Origin of the sequence: Mucilaginibacter aquaedulcis, assembly GCF_030409325.1 — a bacterium.
In the GTDB taxonomy this organism is placed as follows: Bacteria; Bacteroidota; Bacteroidia; order Sphingobacteriales; family Sphingobacteriaceae; genus Mucilaginibacter; species Mucilaginibacter aquaedulcis.
Map to the genome: position 1 here is coordinate 193,550 of NZ_JAUFPR010000008.1, position 17,962 is coordinate 211,511.

The 17,962-nt window shown below is 42.6% G+C and carries 19 protein-coding genes; 9 read left to right on the top strand and 10 right to left on the bottom strand.

What is annotated here, in order from left to right; genetic code table 11:
* Window positions 1-2 precede the first annotated feature (2 nt).
* Together QWZ01_RS24915 and QWZ01_RS24920 are read right to left on the bottom strand one after the other, a co-directional pair.
* Entirely contained in the window at window positions 3-1,532 is a 1,530-nt protein-coding gene (locus QWZ01_RS24915; RefSeq protein WP_290328299.1) for a glycoside hydrolase family 32 protein, read from the bottom strand.
* Between the two features lie 27 nt (window positions 1,533-1,559).
* A complete protein-coding gene (locus tag QWZ01_RS24920; protein ID WP_290328300.1) occupies window positions 1,560-3,158 on the bottom strand; it encodes a glycoside hydrolase family 172 protein in 1,599 nt (532 codons plus the stop codon).
* Window positions 3,159-3,456: 298 nt separating this feature from the next.
* Here QWZ01_RS24920 and QWZ01_RS24925 point away from each other — a divergent pair, with 298 nt between their 5' ends.
* From QWZ01_RS24925 to QWZ01_RS24935, 3 genes are all read left to right on the top strand, one after another.
* Window positions 3,457-4,764: an alkaline phosphatase family protein gene (locus tag QWZ01_RS24925; RefSeq protein ID WP_290328303.1), complete on the top strand. Its 1,308-nt coding sequence runs from the start codon at window positions 3,457-3,459 to the stop codon at window positions 4,762-4,764.
* 147 nt (window positions 4,765-4,911) lie between these two features.
* Window positions 4,912-5,364 (top strand): VOC family protein, encoded by a 453-nt coding sequence (locus tag QWZ01_RS24930; protein WP_290328305.1) that lies wholly within the window; start codon window positions 4,912-4,914, stop codon window positions 5,362-5,364.
* Between the two features lie 42 nt (window positions 5,365-5,406).
* Window positions 5,407-6,099, top strand: a complete 693-nt coding sequence (locus QWZ01_RS24935) for a 3-keto-disaccharide hydrolase (protein WP_290328307.1) — start codon at window positions 5,407-5,409, stop codon at window positions 6,097-6,099.
* Between the two features lie 115 nt (window positions 6,100-6,214).
* Here the strand turns inward: QWZ01_RS24935 and QWZ01_RS24940 are convergent, their stop codons facing one another.
* Together QWZ01_RS24940 and QWZ01_RS24945 are read right to left on the bottom strand one after the other, a co-directional pair.
* The gene (locus tag QWZ01_RS24940; RefSeq protein WP_290328309.1) at window positions 6,215-6,916 is read right to left on the bottom strand and encodes an NUDIX hydrolase; all 702 of its coding nucleotides are present in this window, start codon (window positions 6,914-6,916) and stop codon (window positions 6,215-6,217) included.
* 171 nt (window positions 6,917-7,087) lie between these two features.
* The gene (locus QWZ01_RS24945) at window positions 7,088-7,435 is read right to left on the bottom strand and encodes a TfoX/Sxy family protein (RefSeq protein ID WP_290328311.1); all 348 of its coding nucleotides are present in this window, start codon (window positions 7,433-7,435) and stop codon (window positions 7,088-7,090) included.
* A gap of 284 nt (window positions 7,436-7,719) precedes the next feature.
* Between QWZ01_RS24945 and QWZ01_RS24950 the strand changes: the two genes are divergently transcribed.
* The 3 genes from QWZ01_RS24950 to QWZ01_RS24960 all read left to right on the top strand — a co-directional run bounded on the left by QWZ01_RS24950 (window position 7,720) and on the right by QWZ01_RS24960 (window position 9,535).
* Window positions 7,720-8,166 carry a nuclear transport factor 2 family protein gene (locus QWZ01_RS24950; RefSeq protein WP_290328313.1) on the top strand — a complete coding sequence of 149 codons (447 nt, stop codon included), beginning with the start codon at window positions 7,720-7,722 and terminating at the stop codon, window positions 8,164-8,166.
* A gap of 229 nt (window positions 8,167-8,395) precedes the next feature.
* Window positions 8,396-8,815 carry a tautomerase family protein gene (locus tag QWZ01_RS24955; protein WP_290328315.1) on the top strand — a complete coding sequence of 140 codons (420 nt, stop codon included), beginning with the start codon at window positions 8,396-8,398 and terminating at the stop codon, window positions 8,813-8,815.
* A 231-nt stretch (window positions 8,816-9,046) separates the two neighbouring features.
* The gene (locus QWZ01_RS24960) at window positions 9,047-9,535 is read left to right on the top strand and encodes an OsmC family protein (protein WP_290328316.1); all 489 of its coding nucleotides are present in this window, start codon (window positions 9,047-9,049) and stop codon (window positions 9,533-9,535) included.
* A gap of 280 nt (window positions 9,536-9,815) precedes the next feature.
* Here the strand turns inward: QWZ01_RS24960 and QWZ01_RS24965 are convergent, their stop codons facing one another.
* Window positions 9,816-10,508, bottom strand: coding sequence for a flavin reductase family protein (locus tag QWZ01_RS24965; RefSeq protein WP_290328318.1), 693 nt, complete (start codon window positions 10,506-10,508; stop codon window positions 9,816-9,818).
* Window positions 10,509-11,311: 803 nt separating this feature from the next.
* On the opposite strand from QWZ01_RS24965, the gene QWZ01_RS24970 reads away from it, so the two are divergent.
* Window positions 11,312-11,743 carry a DUF1801 domain-containing protein gene (locus QWZ01_RS24970; RefSeq protein WP_290328320.1) on the top strand — a complete coding sequence of 144 codons (432 nt, stop codon included), beginning with the start codon at window positions 11,312-11,314 and terminating at the stop codon, window positions 11,741-11,743.
* Between the two features lie 14 nt (window positions 11,744-11,757).
* Here QWZ01_RS24970 and QWZ01_RS24975 read toward each other — a convergent pair whose 3' ends face one another.
* The 3 genes from QWZ01_RS24975 to QWZ01_RS24985 form a co-directional block, all read right to left on the bottom strand.
* A complete protein-coding gene (locus QWZ01_RS24975) occupies window positions 11,758-12,066 on the bottom strand; it encodes a 2Fe-2S iron-sulfur cluster-binding protein (RefSeq protein ID WP_290328322.1) in 309 nt (102 codons plus the stop codon).
* 2 nt (window positions 12,067-12,068) lie between these two features.
* Window positions 12,069-13,079 carry an NAD(P)/FAD-dependent oxidoreductase gene (locus QWZ01_RS24980; RefSeq protein WP_290328324.1) on the bottom strand — a complete coding sequence of 337 codons (1,011 nt, stop codon included), beginning with the start codon at window positions 13,077-13,079 and terminating at the stop codon, window positions 12,069-12,071.
* A gap of 76 nt (window positions 13,080-13,155) precedes the next feature.
* Window positions 13,156-14,055, bottom strand: coding sequence for a LysR substrate-binding domain-containing protein (locus QWZ01_RS24985; RefSeq protein ID WP_290328326.1), 900 nt, complete (start codon window positions 14,053-14,055; stop codon window positions 13,156-13,158).
* 241 nt (window positions 14,056-14,296) lie between these two features.
* Here QWZ01_RS24985 and QWZ01_RS24990 point away from each other — a divergent pair, with 241 nt between their 5' ends.
* A complete protein-coding gene (locus QWZ01_RS24990) occupies window positions 14,297-14,908 on the top strand; it encodes a class I SAM-dependent methyltransferase (protein WP_290328328.1) in 612 nt (203 codons plus the stop codon).
* A 3-nt stretch (window positions 14,909-14,911) separates the two neighbouring features.
* Here the strand turns inward: QWZ01_RS24990 and QWZ01_RS24995 are convergent, their stop codons facing one another.
* Both QWZ01_RS24995 and QWZ01_RS25000 read right to left on the bottom strand, forming a co-directional pair.
* The gene (locus tag QWZ01_RS24995) at window positions 14,912-16,231 is read right to left on the bottom strand and encodes a PQQ-dependent sugar dehydrogenase (RefSeq protein ID WP_290328330.1); all 1,320 of its coding nucleotides are present in this window, start codon (window positions 16,229-16,231) and stop codon (window positions 14,912-14,914) included.
* Between the two features lie 101 nt (window positions 16,232-16,332).
* Window positions 16,333-16,854: an NADPH-dependent FMN reductase gene (locus tag QWZ01_RS25000; protein WP_290328331.1), complete on the bottom strand. Its 522-nt coding sequence runs from the start codon at window positions 16,852-16,854 to the stop codon at window positions 16,333-16,335.
* A gap of 303 nt (window positions 16,855-17,157) precedes the next feature.
* Here QWZ01_RS25000 and QWZ01_RS25005 point away from each other — a divergent pair, with 303 nt between their 5' ends.
* The gene (locus tag QWZ01_RS25005) at window positions 17,158-17,961 is read left to right on the top strand and encodes a ParA family protein (RefSeq protein WP_290328333.1); all 804 of its coding nucleotides are present in this window, start codon (window positions 17,158-17,160) and stop codon (window positions 17,959-17,961) included.
* Window position 17,962 lies beyond the last annotated feature (1 nt).

The window sequence follows — 17,962 nt, forward strand, 5'->3', positions numbered from 1 at the left end:
AATTACCGGCGGTTCAAATCCCAAACTTTCAGGGTTTTTATTGCTGATTTTCCTTCAGAGAACGCGGAAAGCCCGGTTGCATCCTTGTCGGGATATATCATGGTTGAGATAACTTTTTCGCCATCGTTACCAAATACCTCCAGTGATGATTTATCAATCAACACCTGGATCTTTATTTCGCCGTTCACCGCCTTCATAGGTGCCGTTTGTATTTGATTCTCGGTTGATTTGTTGGCGCTTTCAGCTCCGGTGCAATCCACATAGAGTATTTGTTTTTCAACATCGTAACCAACAAGTACCTTTTTTGCTGTGCCTTTTTTTTCGGCAACCGTAAAGCCAACTTTTTTGGCCCCGTTTAATTTGATCACGGCATCAATCCAATTAGAGTTTCCATCAAAATGGCCAGGGGGAGATAACTGCAAGGTGTTTTCGAGCGTTAAGTTTGTTTTTGATAGCGTACCCTTTGCATATTTTGCCAGTGAACCGCTTACAATGGTGCTTGGTGATTGTTTAAGCCTCAAACCTTCGCTGGTTGTTTTTACCGAAAGATCATGTGGGATAGACATTTGCCCTTTCCACGGATTGGTTTCCTGCTTGCCGTTTTGCAGCCAGCCCAAAAGGATCTTTTTGTTCTGCGGAGCATCCCTCCATGGTATGGCAGCGTAAAAGGCATCACCATAATCAACGGTAAGCACTTTATCTGCCGGGTTGTCATTTTTAAATGTAGTGCCGTTAAAATCACCTACATAATATTGCATCAGTGGGCCATGGTCGCCGCCTGATGATACAAACAATACCCATTTAATTTTAGCCGGGTTATTATCTACAACCAACGGCACCAGGGATGGGCATTCCCATCCATTTTTGGTATATCCCGCAGGGCCAAAATCGCTCAGTTTTGTCCACTTCTTTAAATTCTTTGATCCATATATACGTACCATGTGTTCATCAACCATTGCCACGGTCATGATCCATTGTTTGGTTGGCTCATGCCAAAACACGTTAGGATCACGAAAATCTTTCATATTAAGATCAATAACCGGGTTATGGGCATATTGCTTATAGCTCAAACCGCCGTCATTACTATAGGCAATAAACTGCGACTCCTTCTTTTGCTTCGGCTGATCGGCGGTAAAGATGGCTACGATAGGTGCCTTGCCGTTTTTGCCAAAACCGCTGGTGTTGTTTTTATCCAGCACTGCCGAACCGGAATAGATCCAGGTGGTAGTGTCTTTACCAACAACCTCGGGAATGGCAACGGGCAAATGTTTCCAGGTTACGAGGTCTTTACTGGTGGCATGCCCCCAGCTCATATGCCCCCACTTGTTTTCAAACGGATTGTGCTGGTAATATAAATTGAACTGGCCATTTAAAAATATAAGACCGTTAGGGTCATTGGTCCAATTGGTGGGAGGGGTAAAATGATACACTGGGCGCCATTGTGGAGTAGGCGTAGCGGCTGGTTTTTCCTGCGCAAACAATCCGCCGGTTAAGGCCGCAAACGCCAGGCTTAAAAAAGTTGCTTTGTTCATGATGTATAGGTTAAAATGTTTTTAATACTATTTCGTGTTAGCAGGTAATAGTGAAGGCTTAGGCTGATTTTTGGTTATGTTGCTTTTAGCGTTTTTAAAACCATACCAGTAGGTTGTTGCCGCGCAATCGGCAGTGCCATTTTCCCAGCCCAGCATTTCCAGGCTGTAGAGAAAATGATCTTTAAACGGAACGGCATCAAGGTTCCTTGTTCGGGTAAAGGTATTATATCCAAATGAATCTGCGTTATCTGCACGTGGCGCATTGGCAAAAGGCGTTTGATATAGTATTACCGGAGCCCAGGAGGTATTATAATAATCCTCGGTCCCCGTTCCGTATTCATCAGGAAAAACAATATTATCTGTCCAAAGTTTTTGGTCGCCTTCGCCGTACCATTTGTGCATATGGTTGTAAACGGCAAAAGTATCGCCAATGAATACGCCCTTACCGATAATCTCGTTAAAATCCCACTCCATGGGTTGGTACTGTTCAGTTTGTTTAATGGCTACGTTGTTTTCGCCTTTCCAGTTAGCATGAAAATACATGCTGCTGTTATCATCCCATTTCCATTGACTGGTAACTGCTGATAATGAGGCATTAACCGCGCTGCTACTTAAATTCTGCAAAGATATTTCAGCATTAGCCTGGTAAGGCATTACCCACCTGCTGATCAGGCTGCCATCGGTTTTTACGGTTCTGTACCAGCTTTGTAATGACTTGCTGCCTACGCCGCTCCCGGCAAAATCTCCGAGGGGGCACCTTACAGTTTCCTGCCCGTCAAATTTTATTTTGAGTATGGTTGAGCGTAAAGCCTGTTCATAATCCTGGGCGTTGGCGGTTGTGATCTTTATGACTATATAACGTATGGCCGCAGTGCCTGCGGGTAGCTTTAAGGACGCCTGTTGCCCGGGTTTAATTTCCTGCTGAAGATGGGTGCGGCTTCCATTTACAATACTATCCGGATGCAGCAATTTTTCGTTTACAGCTGCGGCTAATTTTTCAAGCGTTTTAAACTCCTGCAGGCTAAACGTTTTGACGTTGGTACCCGGTGCGTAAGTGCGGTAATTCACCTGGTAATAGCGTGGCTGATTGTCGGGGTCATTATCCTCAAAAGTTATTTTGCAATGTTTGACGTAGGGCAGAGGAAGATATAAAGTGCTGCCGCCTTTTTCCTTAGCCTCATAGCTGGAGTGTGCCTGCAGCAAAGCAGTGCCCAGATCCAAACCTATTTTCATCAGATCATAGGACGGAATGGTGATCTCCGGGGTTTTATTATTGTCGAAATATATTCTGATGATACCGTTGCGTTTAAAGGTGGTAAGCCAAAACCTAACTACCGCACCGGGGCCGTCGGCATCCATCATCACCAGCTCTTTGTGGCCGTCATTAGTTTCAGAGCGGATGTATTGCGATCTGTCGTCATTAGCAAACCAGCCGGGTTTGCCGGGTGATATGGATTTGCGGTCATAACTGCTGGACTGCATTTCTTTATAATACGGATCAGGCCATTTTGCAACAGCGGTATTGTCCTGCAGCTCTTCCAGCAGCGATTTCAGGTTCACCTGCTTTTGCGCAAAACAGGAAATTCCCGAAAGGCATAACATGCAGATCATGACGGTTTTAAGCATAGGTTATCTTTAGTAGGTTAGGTATAATATTTAATTGGTTTTCAACACACAGGCATTGCTGCTATTCAAACCGCTAATATCCTTGATTTAGTTTATATAAACTATTAGTAAAATGCGCACTTTGAAAAATAGTGGCTAATGCGGTTAATATCTGTTCTTCGCCAATATCGGTAAGGCGCTGCTCTATGTTAATTATAATATCACAAAAAGTTAACAAATTTACAGGCACCTTTACCGCATTCTTTATTCCGGATCACGGATCTACCTTAACTCCCGCGAAATCCGGATGGCATTTATTATGAAAAAACAATTATCGATCGCACTACTGGCCTTGTTTATTTCAACAGGGCAGCTTATGGCACAAAGCGCCAAACACGTTATCTTCATTACTATTGATGGCTTTCGCCCCGATTTTTACCTCGACAGCCAATGGCAAACACCTAACCTGCATACCTTAATGAACGACGGAGCCTACGACAAAGGCGTAAACAGTGTTTTCCCATCCATGACCTATCCTTCGCATACCACGATTGTAACGGGCGTGCAGCCAGCCAAACATGGTGTATTTTATAACAATATATTTACTCCAGATGGCGCACCGCAACAGCCTTACTGGCAGGATAGCTCTATTCATGCACCAACCATCTGGAAAGCGGCTAAAGATAAAGGTATGACCGTTGCTTCGCTTTACTGGCCGGTATCTGCCAATGCGCCTGTTGATTATAACATCCCTGATATAGGCAGCCTGGGCGATGGGGTTCGTGAGCAATACTCCTTACCGCAAGGTTTTTATGCCGATGTGAAAAAAGAAGTTTTTGGAGGTGTTGACAAGATAGATGCCGGAAAAAACCAGAACATAGCTAAAATTGCGGCCTATGTGATCAGGAAAAGCAAGCCCGGACTGATGACCATTCACGTATTTTCTGTAGATGGTGCAGAACATGCCGAAGGGCGTTCTGGTGCACGTGTGCAGGAAGCGGTGGCTGATGCGGATGCTGCTGTAGGTATTATTGTAGATGCTTTGAAAGAAGCCGGTATATGGGAAAGCACAGTACTTCTTGTTGGCGGCGATCATGGGTTTTACGATGTTAAGAAATACATCTCACCAAATATATGGCTTAAAGAAGCCGAGTTGATCAATGACCTTAAAACAGGCGACTGGAAAGCCCAATTCAATGCAGTAGGCGGCTCTGCTTACCTGTACCTTAAAGATCCAGCTGATAAAGCTACCGTCAATAAAGTAAAAGCATTATTGGAGGCACAGCCCGACAGTGTGAAACAATACTATCGCATCATTAGCAGGGAGCAGTTGGATAAAGGCGGCTATAACCCGAATGTTGCTTTCGCGATTACCGCTGAGCGTGATGCCGCATTCAGCTCGGCAGTTACAGGTAATGCTGTAAAACCTGGCAAGGGTGGTACACACGGGCATTTTCCTGATACTAAAAATATCCGTACCGGCCTGATAGCCCACGGCCCCGGAATTAGAAAAGGCGCTGTAATAGAAGAAATGAACCTGCGCGATATGACACCGATCATGGTAAAACTCCTGGGTATCCCATTCCCGAAAGTGGACGGAAAAATACCGGCAGGATTATTAAAATAATGGGCTTAGTTATATGATTTAAAATAAAGCGCTATCGTAAATGTAATACCACTGCCCGGCTAATTGTAAATAGTTGGTTATATAACATTTATGTACCGGCTAAGTGATATTAGATGATACCTTTGTGGTAAACTTAAATTATTAAACATGATCAAGAAATTGCTGATAGTAACCTTACTCTTATTATCAACCATGGGTGCAACCGTATTTGCCCAAAGCGCTACCAGGGCCAACCACGTAGCCATTTATGTAAAGGACCTTAAAAAAAGCGCGGATTTTTACAAAGATGTAATACAGCTTGAAGTAATTCCGGAACCTTTTCATGATAACAAACACGTGTGGTTCCGCACCGGCGACCATACCCAGCTTCACGTTATTCAAGGTGCTGCATCTGTTGAACAACATGACATCAACACCCATTATTCTTACTCGGTTCCTGATCTGGCTGTTTTTACCAAACATCTCGACGAAATGCATGTAAAATATGGCAACTGGAAAGGTGATTCAAAATCACCACAGTTAAGGCCCGATGGTGTTAAACAGGTTTACCTGCAGGACCCTGATAATTTCTGGATAGAAATTAACGACGATAAGTTTTAATGCTGGCACATCACTGTAGTTTATCTTAATCAATATTAATTCATGAAAAAAACGCTTTTATTAATATTTTCCATTTTGGGGATTACGGGTGTAACTTATGCACAAAATGATCATCAATGGCATTACCTGTTTAACGGAACATCAGTTAAGGAACTCAGAGGATATAAAATGGATGATTTTCCATTTAAAGCCTGGAAAATGGAGAACCAAGCCTTGGTAGCACAAACGGATGTTCCGAATGTGGACTTTTTAACCAAAGAAACCTATACCAATTTTGACCTCACTTTTGAGTGGGCGGTTTCTAAGGCCGGTAACAGTGGCGTATTTTACAACGTACAGGAAAATTCGGCCCATCAATCGGGCAATGGTAACAGCCCTAACTGGCTTGATAATTTTGAAATGCAGTTGTTGGATGATATTGATTTTAATGATCATGAACCCAAACGGTCTGCCGGTTCGTTATATGATCTTATTGCTCCACAAAATAAACAGCTTAAAAAAGTAGGCGATTTTAATACCGCAAGGCTTTTAGTGAATCACGGCCATGTAGAGCAATGGCTTAACGGTAAAAAAGTGGTTGAATATGAATTAGGATCAAAAGAATTGACCGAGCTGATCAATAACAGTAAATATAAGGATAATCCGAATTTCGCTAAATCGACAAGTGGACACATTATGTTTCAGCATCATGGCCAAAAGGTATGGCTTAAAAACATCAAAATAAAAAGCTTGTAATACATACAGTTCTGAAACTAAAAAGCCTAAAGACAATTACTGTTCTTTAGGCTTTCTTAGTTATATAAAGTAAGCTTATTCACAAATAATATTATGCCACGATATTCAGGTACTGCTAAAGCGTATCAGGGTTCGGGATAAAATTCATGAAGGCCTGAAACTTGGCATAGTAGTTCTGCATATTGAGCTGGTAATAATAAGCGCCGCGTTTAGAGCCCGCCTTGTCCTTATCGGCCAGTTTAATAAGCAGGCCAGTAGCCAGTACCCTTTTGCTGAAATTGCGTTTATCAATAGTGGTGTTAAAAACGCACTCGTAAAGATTCTGCAGCTGCGGGATGGTAAATTTTGTAGGCAAAAGCTCAAATAGTATAGGATGCAATGCCGCTTTGTAACGAATGCGCTTGCGGGCCTGCTCCAGCATTTCCTGGTGGTCAAATACCAGTTTGGGGGTACGCTTAAGCTGAAACCACTCGGCATGGTAATCAGAGCTCATTTGGGTTTGATATTTTTGAATATCTATCAAGGCAAAGTAAGCAACAGATACGGTACGTTCAATAGGGTCGCGGGTAGGTTCACCAAAGGTGAATAGTTGTTCAAGATAAACGCCCTCAAGGCCGGTAAGTTGTTTCAGGATCCGGTTTGCTGCCTGGTCAAGGCTTTCGTTATCCTGCACAAATCCGCCCATTAAACTCCAGTTACCTTTTTCGGGCTGAAAGCCTCTTTTGATCAGCAACAGCTTTAAAACTTCTCCGTCAAATCCAAAAACTATACAATCAACAGCTAATAATAATCGGGTTTGTTTGGAGTATTTGAGCATTTTGTATTATTAAAGTTGCTGAAAAAAGCATAGTTTACAATCGGGGTAATTATAAATAAAAGAAACAGAAAAAAAAATATCGAAGCATGGGTTTATACTCCTGATGTAACAACTAAAGTGTTTAAATGACAGGAAACAAGCAATTGTGCCCGGCATAAGCCTTAAAGTGCATTAATTTCTTTTGCCCTTTTTTGATGATCTGGCCAGTTTGTTAAACAGAAGTGCAAGCTTTATCCAATGATCAAAATCCTTGTTGGTTTGCAGGTTTTCCATATCTACATATACAAAATCCTTCATCACCCGGTTGCCATGCATCATTTGCCGGCAGTTGTCTTTTTCAAGCTCAATGGCTGCCTGTTCTTTTCCAATGCGGCAAAGCAGACCCTGGTCGCGTATGCAGATGCACATTTTATCGTTAACCATAAAACATATCCCCTGAAACATCTTTACTTCATCAACAACAAGCTGTTCGCTCAATGCTTCGCGCACACGGTTGGTTAATAATTCGTTGTAAGCCATATCCCGAAATTTTTTAGACGAGGCAATTTATTAATTACTGATAAAAACAAATGCTTTTTGATAAGGCATTGCTTATATTTGCTTTGTAAATAAATGACTTTTATTTACTCCCTGAAAATCAGGCTAATTAAATGTAAAACTTATAATTACGGTACCTGCAAACTATACAGGTAATACACATAAGCGGCGCGGCTGTTAAATCTGTTAAATAAGCGTAAAACACCTATTTTAAATTTTAGGCCCACGGCTTGAAACAAATCTGTAATCTTAGCATCTAAAAAGGTATGGAAGGCTCAAAAATAATTCAGGCAATTAATAATTTATTTAAAAGCGTGGATGATCGCGATTGGGAATACATGCAAACCCTGTTTGCTGATAGTGTATTGCTTGACTATACCTCAATGGTTGGGGGCGAGCCAGCTATGCAAACTCCGCTTGAAATAAGGGAAGCCTGGGCATCATTCATGCCTGGTTTTGACAGCACCGAACATCATATTTCGGAGTTTAGGGTTAAGTTGCACGGCCATGAGGCCGATGTGCATTACATTGGCAATGCCGATCATTTTATTGACGATGAGGTTTGGACAGTTTCGGGATCATATGATACCAAGCTTGAAAAAATAGATGGTAAATGGTTAATAACATATCTTAAACTCAACTACGATAAGCAAAGCGGTAATATCTATTTACCCAAACGTGCCAGGGAACGCCTGAGTAAGTTGCAGTCATAAAATAAATTACCAGCCTGCTGCCTGAAAAGCGACCGGCAGGTATTTAATTAAGATATTCAATATCTGCGAGGTTTTATGGGATGCTATTCCCGGTGTGCTGGTTGGTTTTCTGCCAATGGGCTCTGCATATGTCAATTAATGGTAATATTCATTAAAAATGGCGGTGATAAAATGCTAAAAAACTTAACTAAGTAATGGCGTTTGATATTTATCTGTAATTTTAGTTTTTATGCCTTTTGTACGAATAAGTTTACTAAAAACATTGTCCGCAAGTGATAAAGATAAGATATCAAAAGCGGTGCATCAGTCATTAATGGCCGAGTTTAATGTACCTGCCGATGATTACTTTCACGTTATTGAGGAGCTGGATGCCGGGCAGTTATATTACCCCAAAAACTATTTAGGCATCGCGCATTCAGGCAATATGGTATACGTACAAATAACTGCCGGCTCGGGCCGCAGCTATGAGCAAAAGGAAAGGCTGTATGCTGCCATCGCCGGTAAAATAGCTGCCGAAACCCCGGTTTTAATTAATGATGTGATCATTATACTGGTTGAAAATGGCGGCAAAGAAAATTGGTCGTTCGGGGAAGGTAAAATTCAGAACCTGAGCCATATAAAAACAGATAAGCAGGCATCGGGCCAGTAACAGCGCTTATTGCAATATTTTATTTTGCCGGTTTTATCCAATTATCATTAGCTCAGACCTGATAGTTTTGGAGCAGAACACGGTGCTATGTTTAGGCTCAAAATATTTTTTAATGAATAAAGAATAACAACGGCTTAACCACAAACTATTAACAACTTTTACGGATCAGCTAATGACAATGATAGCAGCAATCGGGTTTTAGCTGGTTTAAGCTCTTTTTATATTACATCTATGAAAAATCATCATTATCAAACAAAAGTAACCTGGACCGGCAACACAGGAGAAGGGACAAAGGACTACAAAGCATATGAACGGTGCCACGATATTAATATTGATGGCAAACACCCTATTTTGGGCTCATCTGATCCAAGTTTTCGCGGCGATAAATCAAAATACTGCCCCGAAGATCTGCTGGTGGCTTCCGTTTCATCATGTCATATGTTGTGGTACCTGCACCTTTGCACCACGGCAGGTATTGTGGTAACAGCCTACGAAGATCAGGCTGAAGGCGTAATGATGGAGAACACCAACGGAAGCGGATGCTTTACCCTCATCCTGCTACGGCCGGTTATTACCCTTACAGACGAGAGCATGATTGATAAGGCCAATGAACTGCACAAAGAAGCCAACAAAGTGTGCTTTATTGCCAACTCATGCAATTTCCCCATCCTTCATGAACCACTATACAAAATAGCTGCCGCCGGAAACGTAGAGGCCTAACTCTCCGCAGAAAAAGAGCGGGGCATTTAATGCCCCGCTCTGCATATAGCTTTCATTTGGTTAGGCTTATCCTAAAAGCAATATTTACCTGTCATTGCGAGAAGGAACGACGAAGCAATCGCGAATTTGCCTGAACCACGATTAAACAGATTTATTGATTGCCAGGATTTTACTTTAGTTTTAATAAAATCCGGGCAATCCATTAATCCCCAAAATCGTGGTTCAGACAAATTCGCGATTGCCACGCTGCGCTCGCAATGACAGGTAAAATTAAAATGCGTTATTGCATTACCTCCTCCTTAACCCGTCTCATATTCCTTGCCACATCCATATCCGGACTTTTGTATTGATGCTCCGGGATGCTGGCCAGCGCCGAACTATGTACCTGCGGACCTAAGCCGTAAAACTGCTGGAAGCTCATGATGAGTGGTCGCCATTTGTTTGGATCAACCCGGTTTGGGTCGCCGTTCATGATGATGGAATCCTCCAGGTATACCTGAACAATTTTTAGTTCGAGGGTAATGATTCGTCCGCGTTGCAATTCGTTATCCTCACCAATAGGGTGTATCCCGGCTACATGAGCTTCCAACTGTACAGGACATTCCATGGCTCGTGGTGCCAACACCTTTCGCGAGGGAACAGGGGTAAAGCCCGATACTCCAAACTTATCCGGCTCATAATAATACCCTCGATTTTGCTTTGCTGCCGGCACCGGGTTCACCCCCGTTTTGAGGGCCAGCCGGTTTACCGCCTCCACCTCATTAACTGACGGCAGGTTTAATACACACTGCCCGGTGCGCTGCAGGTTTTGCGCTGTTTTGGATGTGGTGGCAATGCCGATAATACAACGCCAGCCCAACCAAAAGGCTGATGATATAGGAGCCAGGTTATAAGAGCCATCTTCATTAACGGTACTGATGAGCACTACCGGAGTGCCGAAATATAGAATGTTAGGTTCACTGATCTGATGCATATGAGTATGATTTTACTATGCTGTTTGTATACTCAAAATTGCTTGATTGCACAGCCTTTTAAAACCCGGAACTTGCTGAGTTGTGGAACAGTAGAGCGAATATGTACGGTGGAGATTTGCTGGGCGAGGTCCCGCTCTTGGCCGCGGGAGGGCCAGTCACTTTTTTCGCACTGTTATTTGTCTTTTTAAGGTACTCAAGAGGGCTTCGCCGTTTGTCGCCACAAAAGTAACCAAAAAGGCTTTCAGCAGAGAGGCTTCTTTGCAGCACAAGGCCTTTACCCTGCAAAGCAGTCAGAACCACGGGCTGCTAAACCTTACCTCCACTTCGTTCGCTCAATGCCATTGCTTCGGCAAGGTTCGCTAATGCCCCTCCCAGCACATAGGCCAACATGTTCTATCTGCTTTTCGCCCGAAGCTGATCTGCTGAATGTTTGAACCAGGATTTTTGGAATTTAAAATATAGCTGATAGAGCTCTCTCTAACTTGTCATCCTGAGGAACGAAGGATCTAATAGCAAACTTTGCATTACCTAAAAAAATAACAGTACGAAAAAACTAATTGGCCCTCCCGCGGCCAAGAGCGTGACTTCGCAATGCACCCTTTCAAAACCTGCTAAAAAAGTGTTAAAATCATAAAATTTCGCTTGATTTTAGTCCAAAACACTTCAAAAGTGATGCTTTTTTAGCGATTTTTATGTTAAAAAACAGCTGATTGAAGAACCATTCAAAGATTTTTGCATAACTTAAAGTAATAATGTCTTGGATTTAAATCAGTGCTTAATTAAATCTTTTTTAACAATTTATATGAACATACAAGAACAAATTGAAACCTATATTGCAAGCCAACCCGAACCAAAACGGAGTGACATGGAAAAGCTGCACCATATGATACTGGAAACCCTGCCGGAAGCAAAATTATGGTTTCTGGATGGCAAAAACAGTGAAAATAAAACTGTTTCAAACCCCAATATCGGATACGGTTCATACCTGATGAAGTATGCTAACGGAACAACAAGAGAGTTTTATCAAATTGGGATGAGCGCAAATACAGGCGTAATATCTGTGTATGTGCTTGGTATTGAGGATAAAGCGTATTTAGTCTACACTTACGGGAAGGAAATAGGCAAGGCAAGTGTGAGCGGCTATTGCATTAAATTCAAAAATTTGAGAGATATAAATACCGGCGTACTTAAAACCGCAATACAAGATGGTGTTGCGATTTCAAGTAGTAACTAATTTTTTATCAGGCTTTAAAGTAACCGAAATACCATGCCATCCATATCCTCACTAATGTGAATCTGGCAGGCCAGGCGACTGTCGGGTCCGGCGTTGGGCAAGGTATCGAGCATATCGAGTTCGGTATCTGTGGCAGTGAAAAAGTGTTCTGGCCCCTCCAATACCTGAACATGGCAGGTGGCGCATAGTGCCATACCTCCGCAGGTTGCAAGTACTTCATATTCAGAAGCCTTTAAAACTTCCATGAGGCTAAGGCTGATGCCTTCGGGGATTTCAACCGGGGCGCGGTGGCCTTCACGGTCTTCAATAGTTAAGTTGATCATTGTTAAAACTCGGTAACGCCGTAAACAGTAGTGTATTTAAAACTCAGCTTTTGTTCGGGATAAACGTATTTAAAGGCGCTCTGGGCCATCAGCGCGGCCTCATGAAAACCGCAGAGTATCAGCTTTAATTTACCTGGGTAGGTGTTAATATCACCAATGGCATAAATACGCTCCACGTTGGTGCTGTAATCGCGGGTGTTCACTACAATGGCCGAAAAATCAATGTTGAGTCCCCAGTTGGCAATTGGTCCGAGTTTTGGGCTCAGACCAAACAAGGGTATCAGATGATCGGCTGCAATGTGGCTTACATTGTTATTACGATCAAGCAGGGTAACTTCCTGTAAATGACCATCGCCGGTTAAGGCTACCACGTTTGATTTAAGCACAAGATCAATTTTGCCCTCCTTCGCCAGCTCAAAAACCTTCTCGGCCGAATCGGGTACGCCCCTAAAGGTATCACCCCGGTGAACCAAGGTAACACGCTCGGCCACATTGGCTAAAAATATGGCCCAATCCAATGCCGAATCACCGCCTCCGGCCAGTACTACTTTACGGTCGCGAAACATTTCCGGATTTTTCACCATGTAGGCAACACCCTTACCCTCAAACTCCAGCAAACGGTCAATTTCGGGCTTGCGAGGCTCAAAACAGCCCAGTCCGCCAGCTATAACCACCACCTGGCAGTGTACAGTGGTGCCATCATTGGTTTGGATGGTGTATGAATTATCGTCGTTCTTATTAAGCGTTTCTACACGTTCGCCCAGGCTAAAAGTAGGGTGAAAGGGAGCTATTTGCTCCATAAGCCGATCAACAAGCTGCTGTGCAGTAACTTCGGGATAACCAGGAATATCATAAATAGGCTTATGTGGATATATTTCAGAAAGCTGACCGCCAACCTGTGGCAATACATCAATCAGGTGGCAGCGCATTTTGAGTAATCCGGCTTCAAATACGGCAAATAAGCCAACCGGGCCTGCGCCTATAATGCAAATATCGGTATTGATATGATCCATAAACAAATGCTTTTAATGTGCACTCAAATGTGGATAGAAGTAAGGCAGTTATCAAATCATATAAAGTAATGTAAGATTACTTTAGGTTATGGTTTGTGAGGCAAAAACGCTTAAAAAGCTCTATTAATCTGCTGTTTTTTCCGTGTAATTGAATGAACTGAAAAGTGCGAAAAATCTCCATTCCCTTAACATCAATTATACTGAGCTCATTATATTTTAACTCGCTTAATACCGATTGAATTGAAAGAAAAGTGGCTGTATCTGAGTATAATAGATATTGTTTTATAGCGATGCTACTCTCCAGCTGAATTTCAATGTTAAGATCTTTCGGCATGATCTGCACACTGGCCAGGGCATTGAAAATTACATCGAGTGTACCAGAACCGGCCTCGCGCAGCACCAAGGGGATATCCAACAACTGCTTTGGGGTGATTTCGGCCTTTTTGGATAACTTATTGTTTGCTCGGGTTACCAGCACAATTTCGTCCTTAGCAAAGGGGGAATAAGCGAGTTGAGAGGAATGAGCAGCACCTTCTACGATAGCGATGTCAATCTTTTCATCAAGGATGAGTTGCGAGATGTAATCAGTATTGCCTTGTATAAAGTTGAAAGTGATTTCGGGATAGGTCTTTTTAAACAGGGCCAGTATTTTGGGTAAAATGGTTTGGGCCACTGTAGTACTAGCGCCGATATGCAAAGTTCCGGCTTCTATATTATTGAGCTGGGCCAGTTCGGTTTCCAGATCAGTATAAATGTGGAAGATTTTCTCGGCGTACTGCAAAAGTATTTTACCCGCCGGGGTAAGTGCTATGTTGTTGCCGTTGCGTTTAAACAGTTGAGTATTTAGCTGTTGCTCGAGTTCTTTGATATGCTTGGTAACAGCGGGCTGGGTAATAAACAATTCACCGGCGGCTTTGGTAAAACTTAGCCTCAGTGCAACCGTATAAAAAACCTTTAACCTGAAATCGAAAATCATTGGGTTAAATTTAGGAGTTTTAACGGAGAATATAAGGCCCGGCTACCGTTGAGATTTTTATTCCCCGGAGGATTTGCCTGTGCCCTGTAACGGTATGATGGTACTGGAAAGGATGACTAAGCACCCAACCAGAACTATTCTTGTTATGAGATAGATGATTGTTTCCATGTTATTGAGATTTAATAAAGGCAGAAATGTTACAACAGAAATCCTTAATTTTCGCCCCAAAAATCATTATAGTATGCAAAACAACCTACAGCAAACCTTTGGCAATATTGATATTTACCTGTTTGATCAGTTATTGAAAGGGCGGTTTGATAATTGCAAAACCGTATTGGATGCAGGCTGCGGTGGCGGGCGAAATCTCGTTTACTTTCTGCAAAATGGCTATGAGGTATTTGGGGTTGATCAAAATGTGGAGGCAGTGGAAGAGATCAGGCAATTATCAAACATGCTTTCACCTCAGAATGATTTGAACAATTTTAGGGTTGCGGATGTGGAAAACATGCCTTTTGCGGATGATTTTTTCGATGTGGTGATTTGCAGCGCGGTGTTGCATTTTGCGCAAAATGAACAGCATTTTGATAGTATGGTGCACTCCCTTTGGCGGGTATTAAAACCGGGCGGATATTTATTTACCCGGCTGGCATCAGACATCGGTATTGAGAAATTGGTACTTAGCATAGGGAATGGTCGTTACCTGCTGCCGGATGGTTCCGAACGTTTTTTGGTGAATGAACAAACCCTGCTCAGGTATACTAACCAGCTTAACGGGATACTGTACGAGCCGATAAAAACCACTAATGTGCAAAACCTGCGCTGTATGACCACCTGGTGCCTGCAAAAACAGTAGTGTTTATTTGTTTGCCTGCACCCGCCATATTTTATTGGCAGAGTCATCAGCTACCAGCAGCGATCCATCTTTGGCAACGGCTACCCCAACCGGGCGGCCGTACACTTTGCCTTTGGCGCTATCGGCTATAAATCCGGTTAAAAAATCTTCCATTTTACCGGTTGGCTTACCATTTGCAAAAGGTACAAATGTTACTTTATAGCCCACCAGTTTTGAACTGTTCCACGAGCCGTGCTGCCCAATAAAGGCGCCGTTTTTATAGTGTGCCGGAAAATTATCCCCGTTATAAAAAACAAGTCCTAATGAGGCGGTATGCGCGCCGAGGGCAAAATCGGGAACGATGCTTTTCTTAACCATTTCAAGGTTCTCGGCTTTGTGGTCTGGGTCTTCATGCTGGCCAAAGTAAGCCCATGGCCAGCCATAAAAGCCACCATCTTTTACACTGGTCAAATAGTCAGGAACTAGGTTGTCGCCCAGGTTATCACGCTCATTAACCGCGGCATACAGCACTTCGGTACCTGGTTGAAAATCAATACCTGCCGGATTGCGCAACCCGCTGGCATAAACACGTTCGCCGCTGCCATCAGGATTAATCTCGAGAATATCGGCACGGCGTTTTTCAACAGCCATGCCTTGTTCGGCCACGTTGGTGCCCGAGCCCACAGATACATAAATTTTCGTGCCCGCTTTGTTGGCGCGCAGGTTGCGGGTCCAGTGGTTATTATAGCCACCTGCTGGTAACGATAAAATTTTTACGCCCTTACCGCTCACGGTGGTATCACCCAGTTTATAAGGGTAACGCCACAGCCCATCGGTATTGGCTACATAAAACCAGTTGCCCAGGGTTAATATGCCGAATGGCTGATTCAATTGCGCTAAAAAAATGATCTTAGTATCGGGCTTGCCATCACCATTCGTGTCTTTAAACAGTAGGATCTTGTTGGCGCTTTTGCCCATGTTTTGCGATTTGCTTACACCAATAATATCGGCACCAATCTTTTTTAAACCCGTAACTTCGGTGTTGGCTTCCGCCACAAAAACATCGCCGTTGGGGGCAACGTAAATATTACGGGGGTTAGCCAGGCTATCGGCATACAGGCTTACGGTAAAGCCTGTAGGAGCAGTAGGAGTTTTGTCTTTTGGCCAGCCAATTACCTCGCAAAAGTTTTTAACCGCCTTGGTAGCATAAGGGGCATCAAGCTTAACTTCCTGCTGGCTTTTATTTTCAACCGTATCAGCAGTATTGTAATTGGTGGGTTTTTTATGCTGACAAGCGCTTACAGCCAGGCCAATGATAAGTATATGCAGCTTATTGATCTTCATAATTACCAAACAGTTATTTTCTTAGTAATTAACTTTTTTACTTAGTTTTTGTTTGGTTAGCATGACGGAGGGAAAGCTTCGACCAATAAAATAGTTAAGCCTTAAAAGGCAATGAATTTATCTATCTGCTCATTTGTGAACTTGATGGTATCGGCCTTAAATAGTTGTCCGTTCTCGTCAAGCTCTTTATGAATGGAGGCAATATGGATCTTTAACGACATTACATTAAGGTGGATATAGTGGCACACACCTGTAAAATGATCAACGCCGCGAATGTTGCCATATTTTCCTGATGATAAACCCACGAGAGCGGCTTTTTTATCATAAAAACTTTCGGGGAAACTGCAGGCGTCAATCAATACTTTCAGCACTCCGGGGTAGCTGCCGTTGTATTCGGGTATAATAAATAAAAACTTATCTGTTTGGGTGATAATATCCTGAATGGGTTGAAAATCAGCACTGCGCTTGCCATACAAATCGCTCTGAAGTAAATTGCAAGGCAGGTCGGTAAGCGATAGTATGCCGGCCTCAGTCCCTTTTTCGCGAAGTTTTTGCTGATAGTACTGCGCCAGTTTATAGGTATGGCTTTCGGGCCGGTTTGTAGATGATATGATAGTGATCATTTATTACTCAATGAGTTATTAAATATTGATTTGGTGAATAACGCCATAACCGCAAACAATTTAAATATTATTATGACCAACGGCGTTATTTACTCCACAAATTGTTTAATTCAATAAAAACATTGAATTATTAATTCACCAATTGTTGTTGAAATTGTTTGTAAATAGCCAAAACCTGTGGATTTCGGAATTGTTTTAAATCCGTATCTTTATCACCAGATAAAAACTTTACGAAAGTAGAAATTTCTGATTCTATTTTGCGTTGTTATAAATCATTGTAATATAAATTTTTGAAAATATAGAATGAGTAAAATAATTGCTTTAGCCAACCAGAAAGGTGGAGTAGGGAAAACTACATCATCTATAAATCTGGCCGCAAGCTTGGCCGTATTAGATTTTAAAACTTTGTTGGTTGATGCTGATCCACAGGCTAATTCAACATCGGGAATCGGTTTCGATCCCCGTAATATAAAGAATAGTATTTACGAGTGCATCATTAACCAGGTTGACCCTCATGAGGCTATTCAAAAAACAGAAACACCTAACCTTGACCTGCTGCCCGCGCATATAGACCTTGTTGGTGCCGAAATTGAGATGATCAATTTAAGCGGACGCGAGTACAAAATGAAACAAGTGTTTGATGCCGTGCGCGATGAGTATGATTTTATCATTATTGACTGCTCTCCTTCACTGGGCCTGATCACCATTAATGCACTAACCGCTGCCGATTCGGTAATTATACCGGTACAGTGCGAGTATTTCGCGTTAGAGGGTTTAGGTAAGCTGTTAAATACCATCAAAATAGTTCAATCGCGCTTAAACCCGCAGCTGGAAATTGAAGGTATATTGCTTACCATGTACGATGTGCGCCTGCGTTTATCAAACCAGGTTGTTGATGAGGTTAAAACGCATTTTGAGGATATGGTTTTTGATACCATTATTCAGCGTAATACCCGGCTTAGCGAGGCGCCAAGCTTTGGTGTATCGGTAATTATGCACGATGCAACCTGTAAGGGTGCAATAAATTATTTGAACCTGGCCCGTGAAATTATTGAAAAGAACGGCCTTACCAAAGACACGGCAACAACTGCCGCAGCAACAGTGTAAA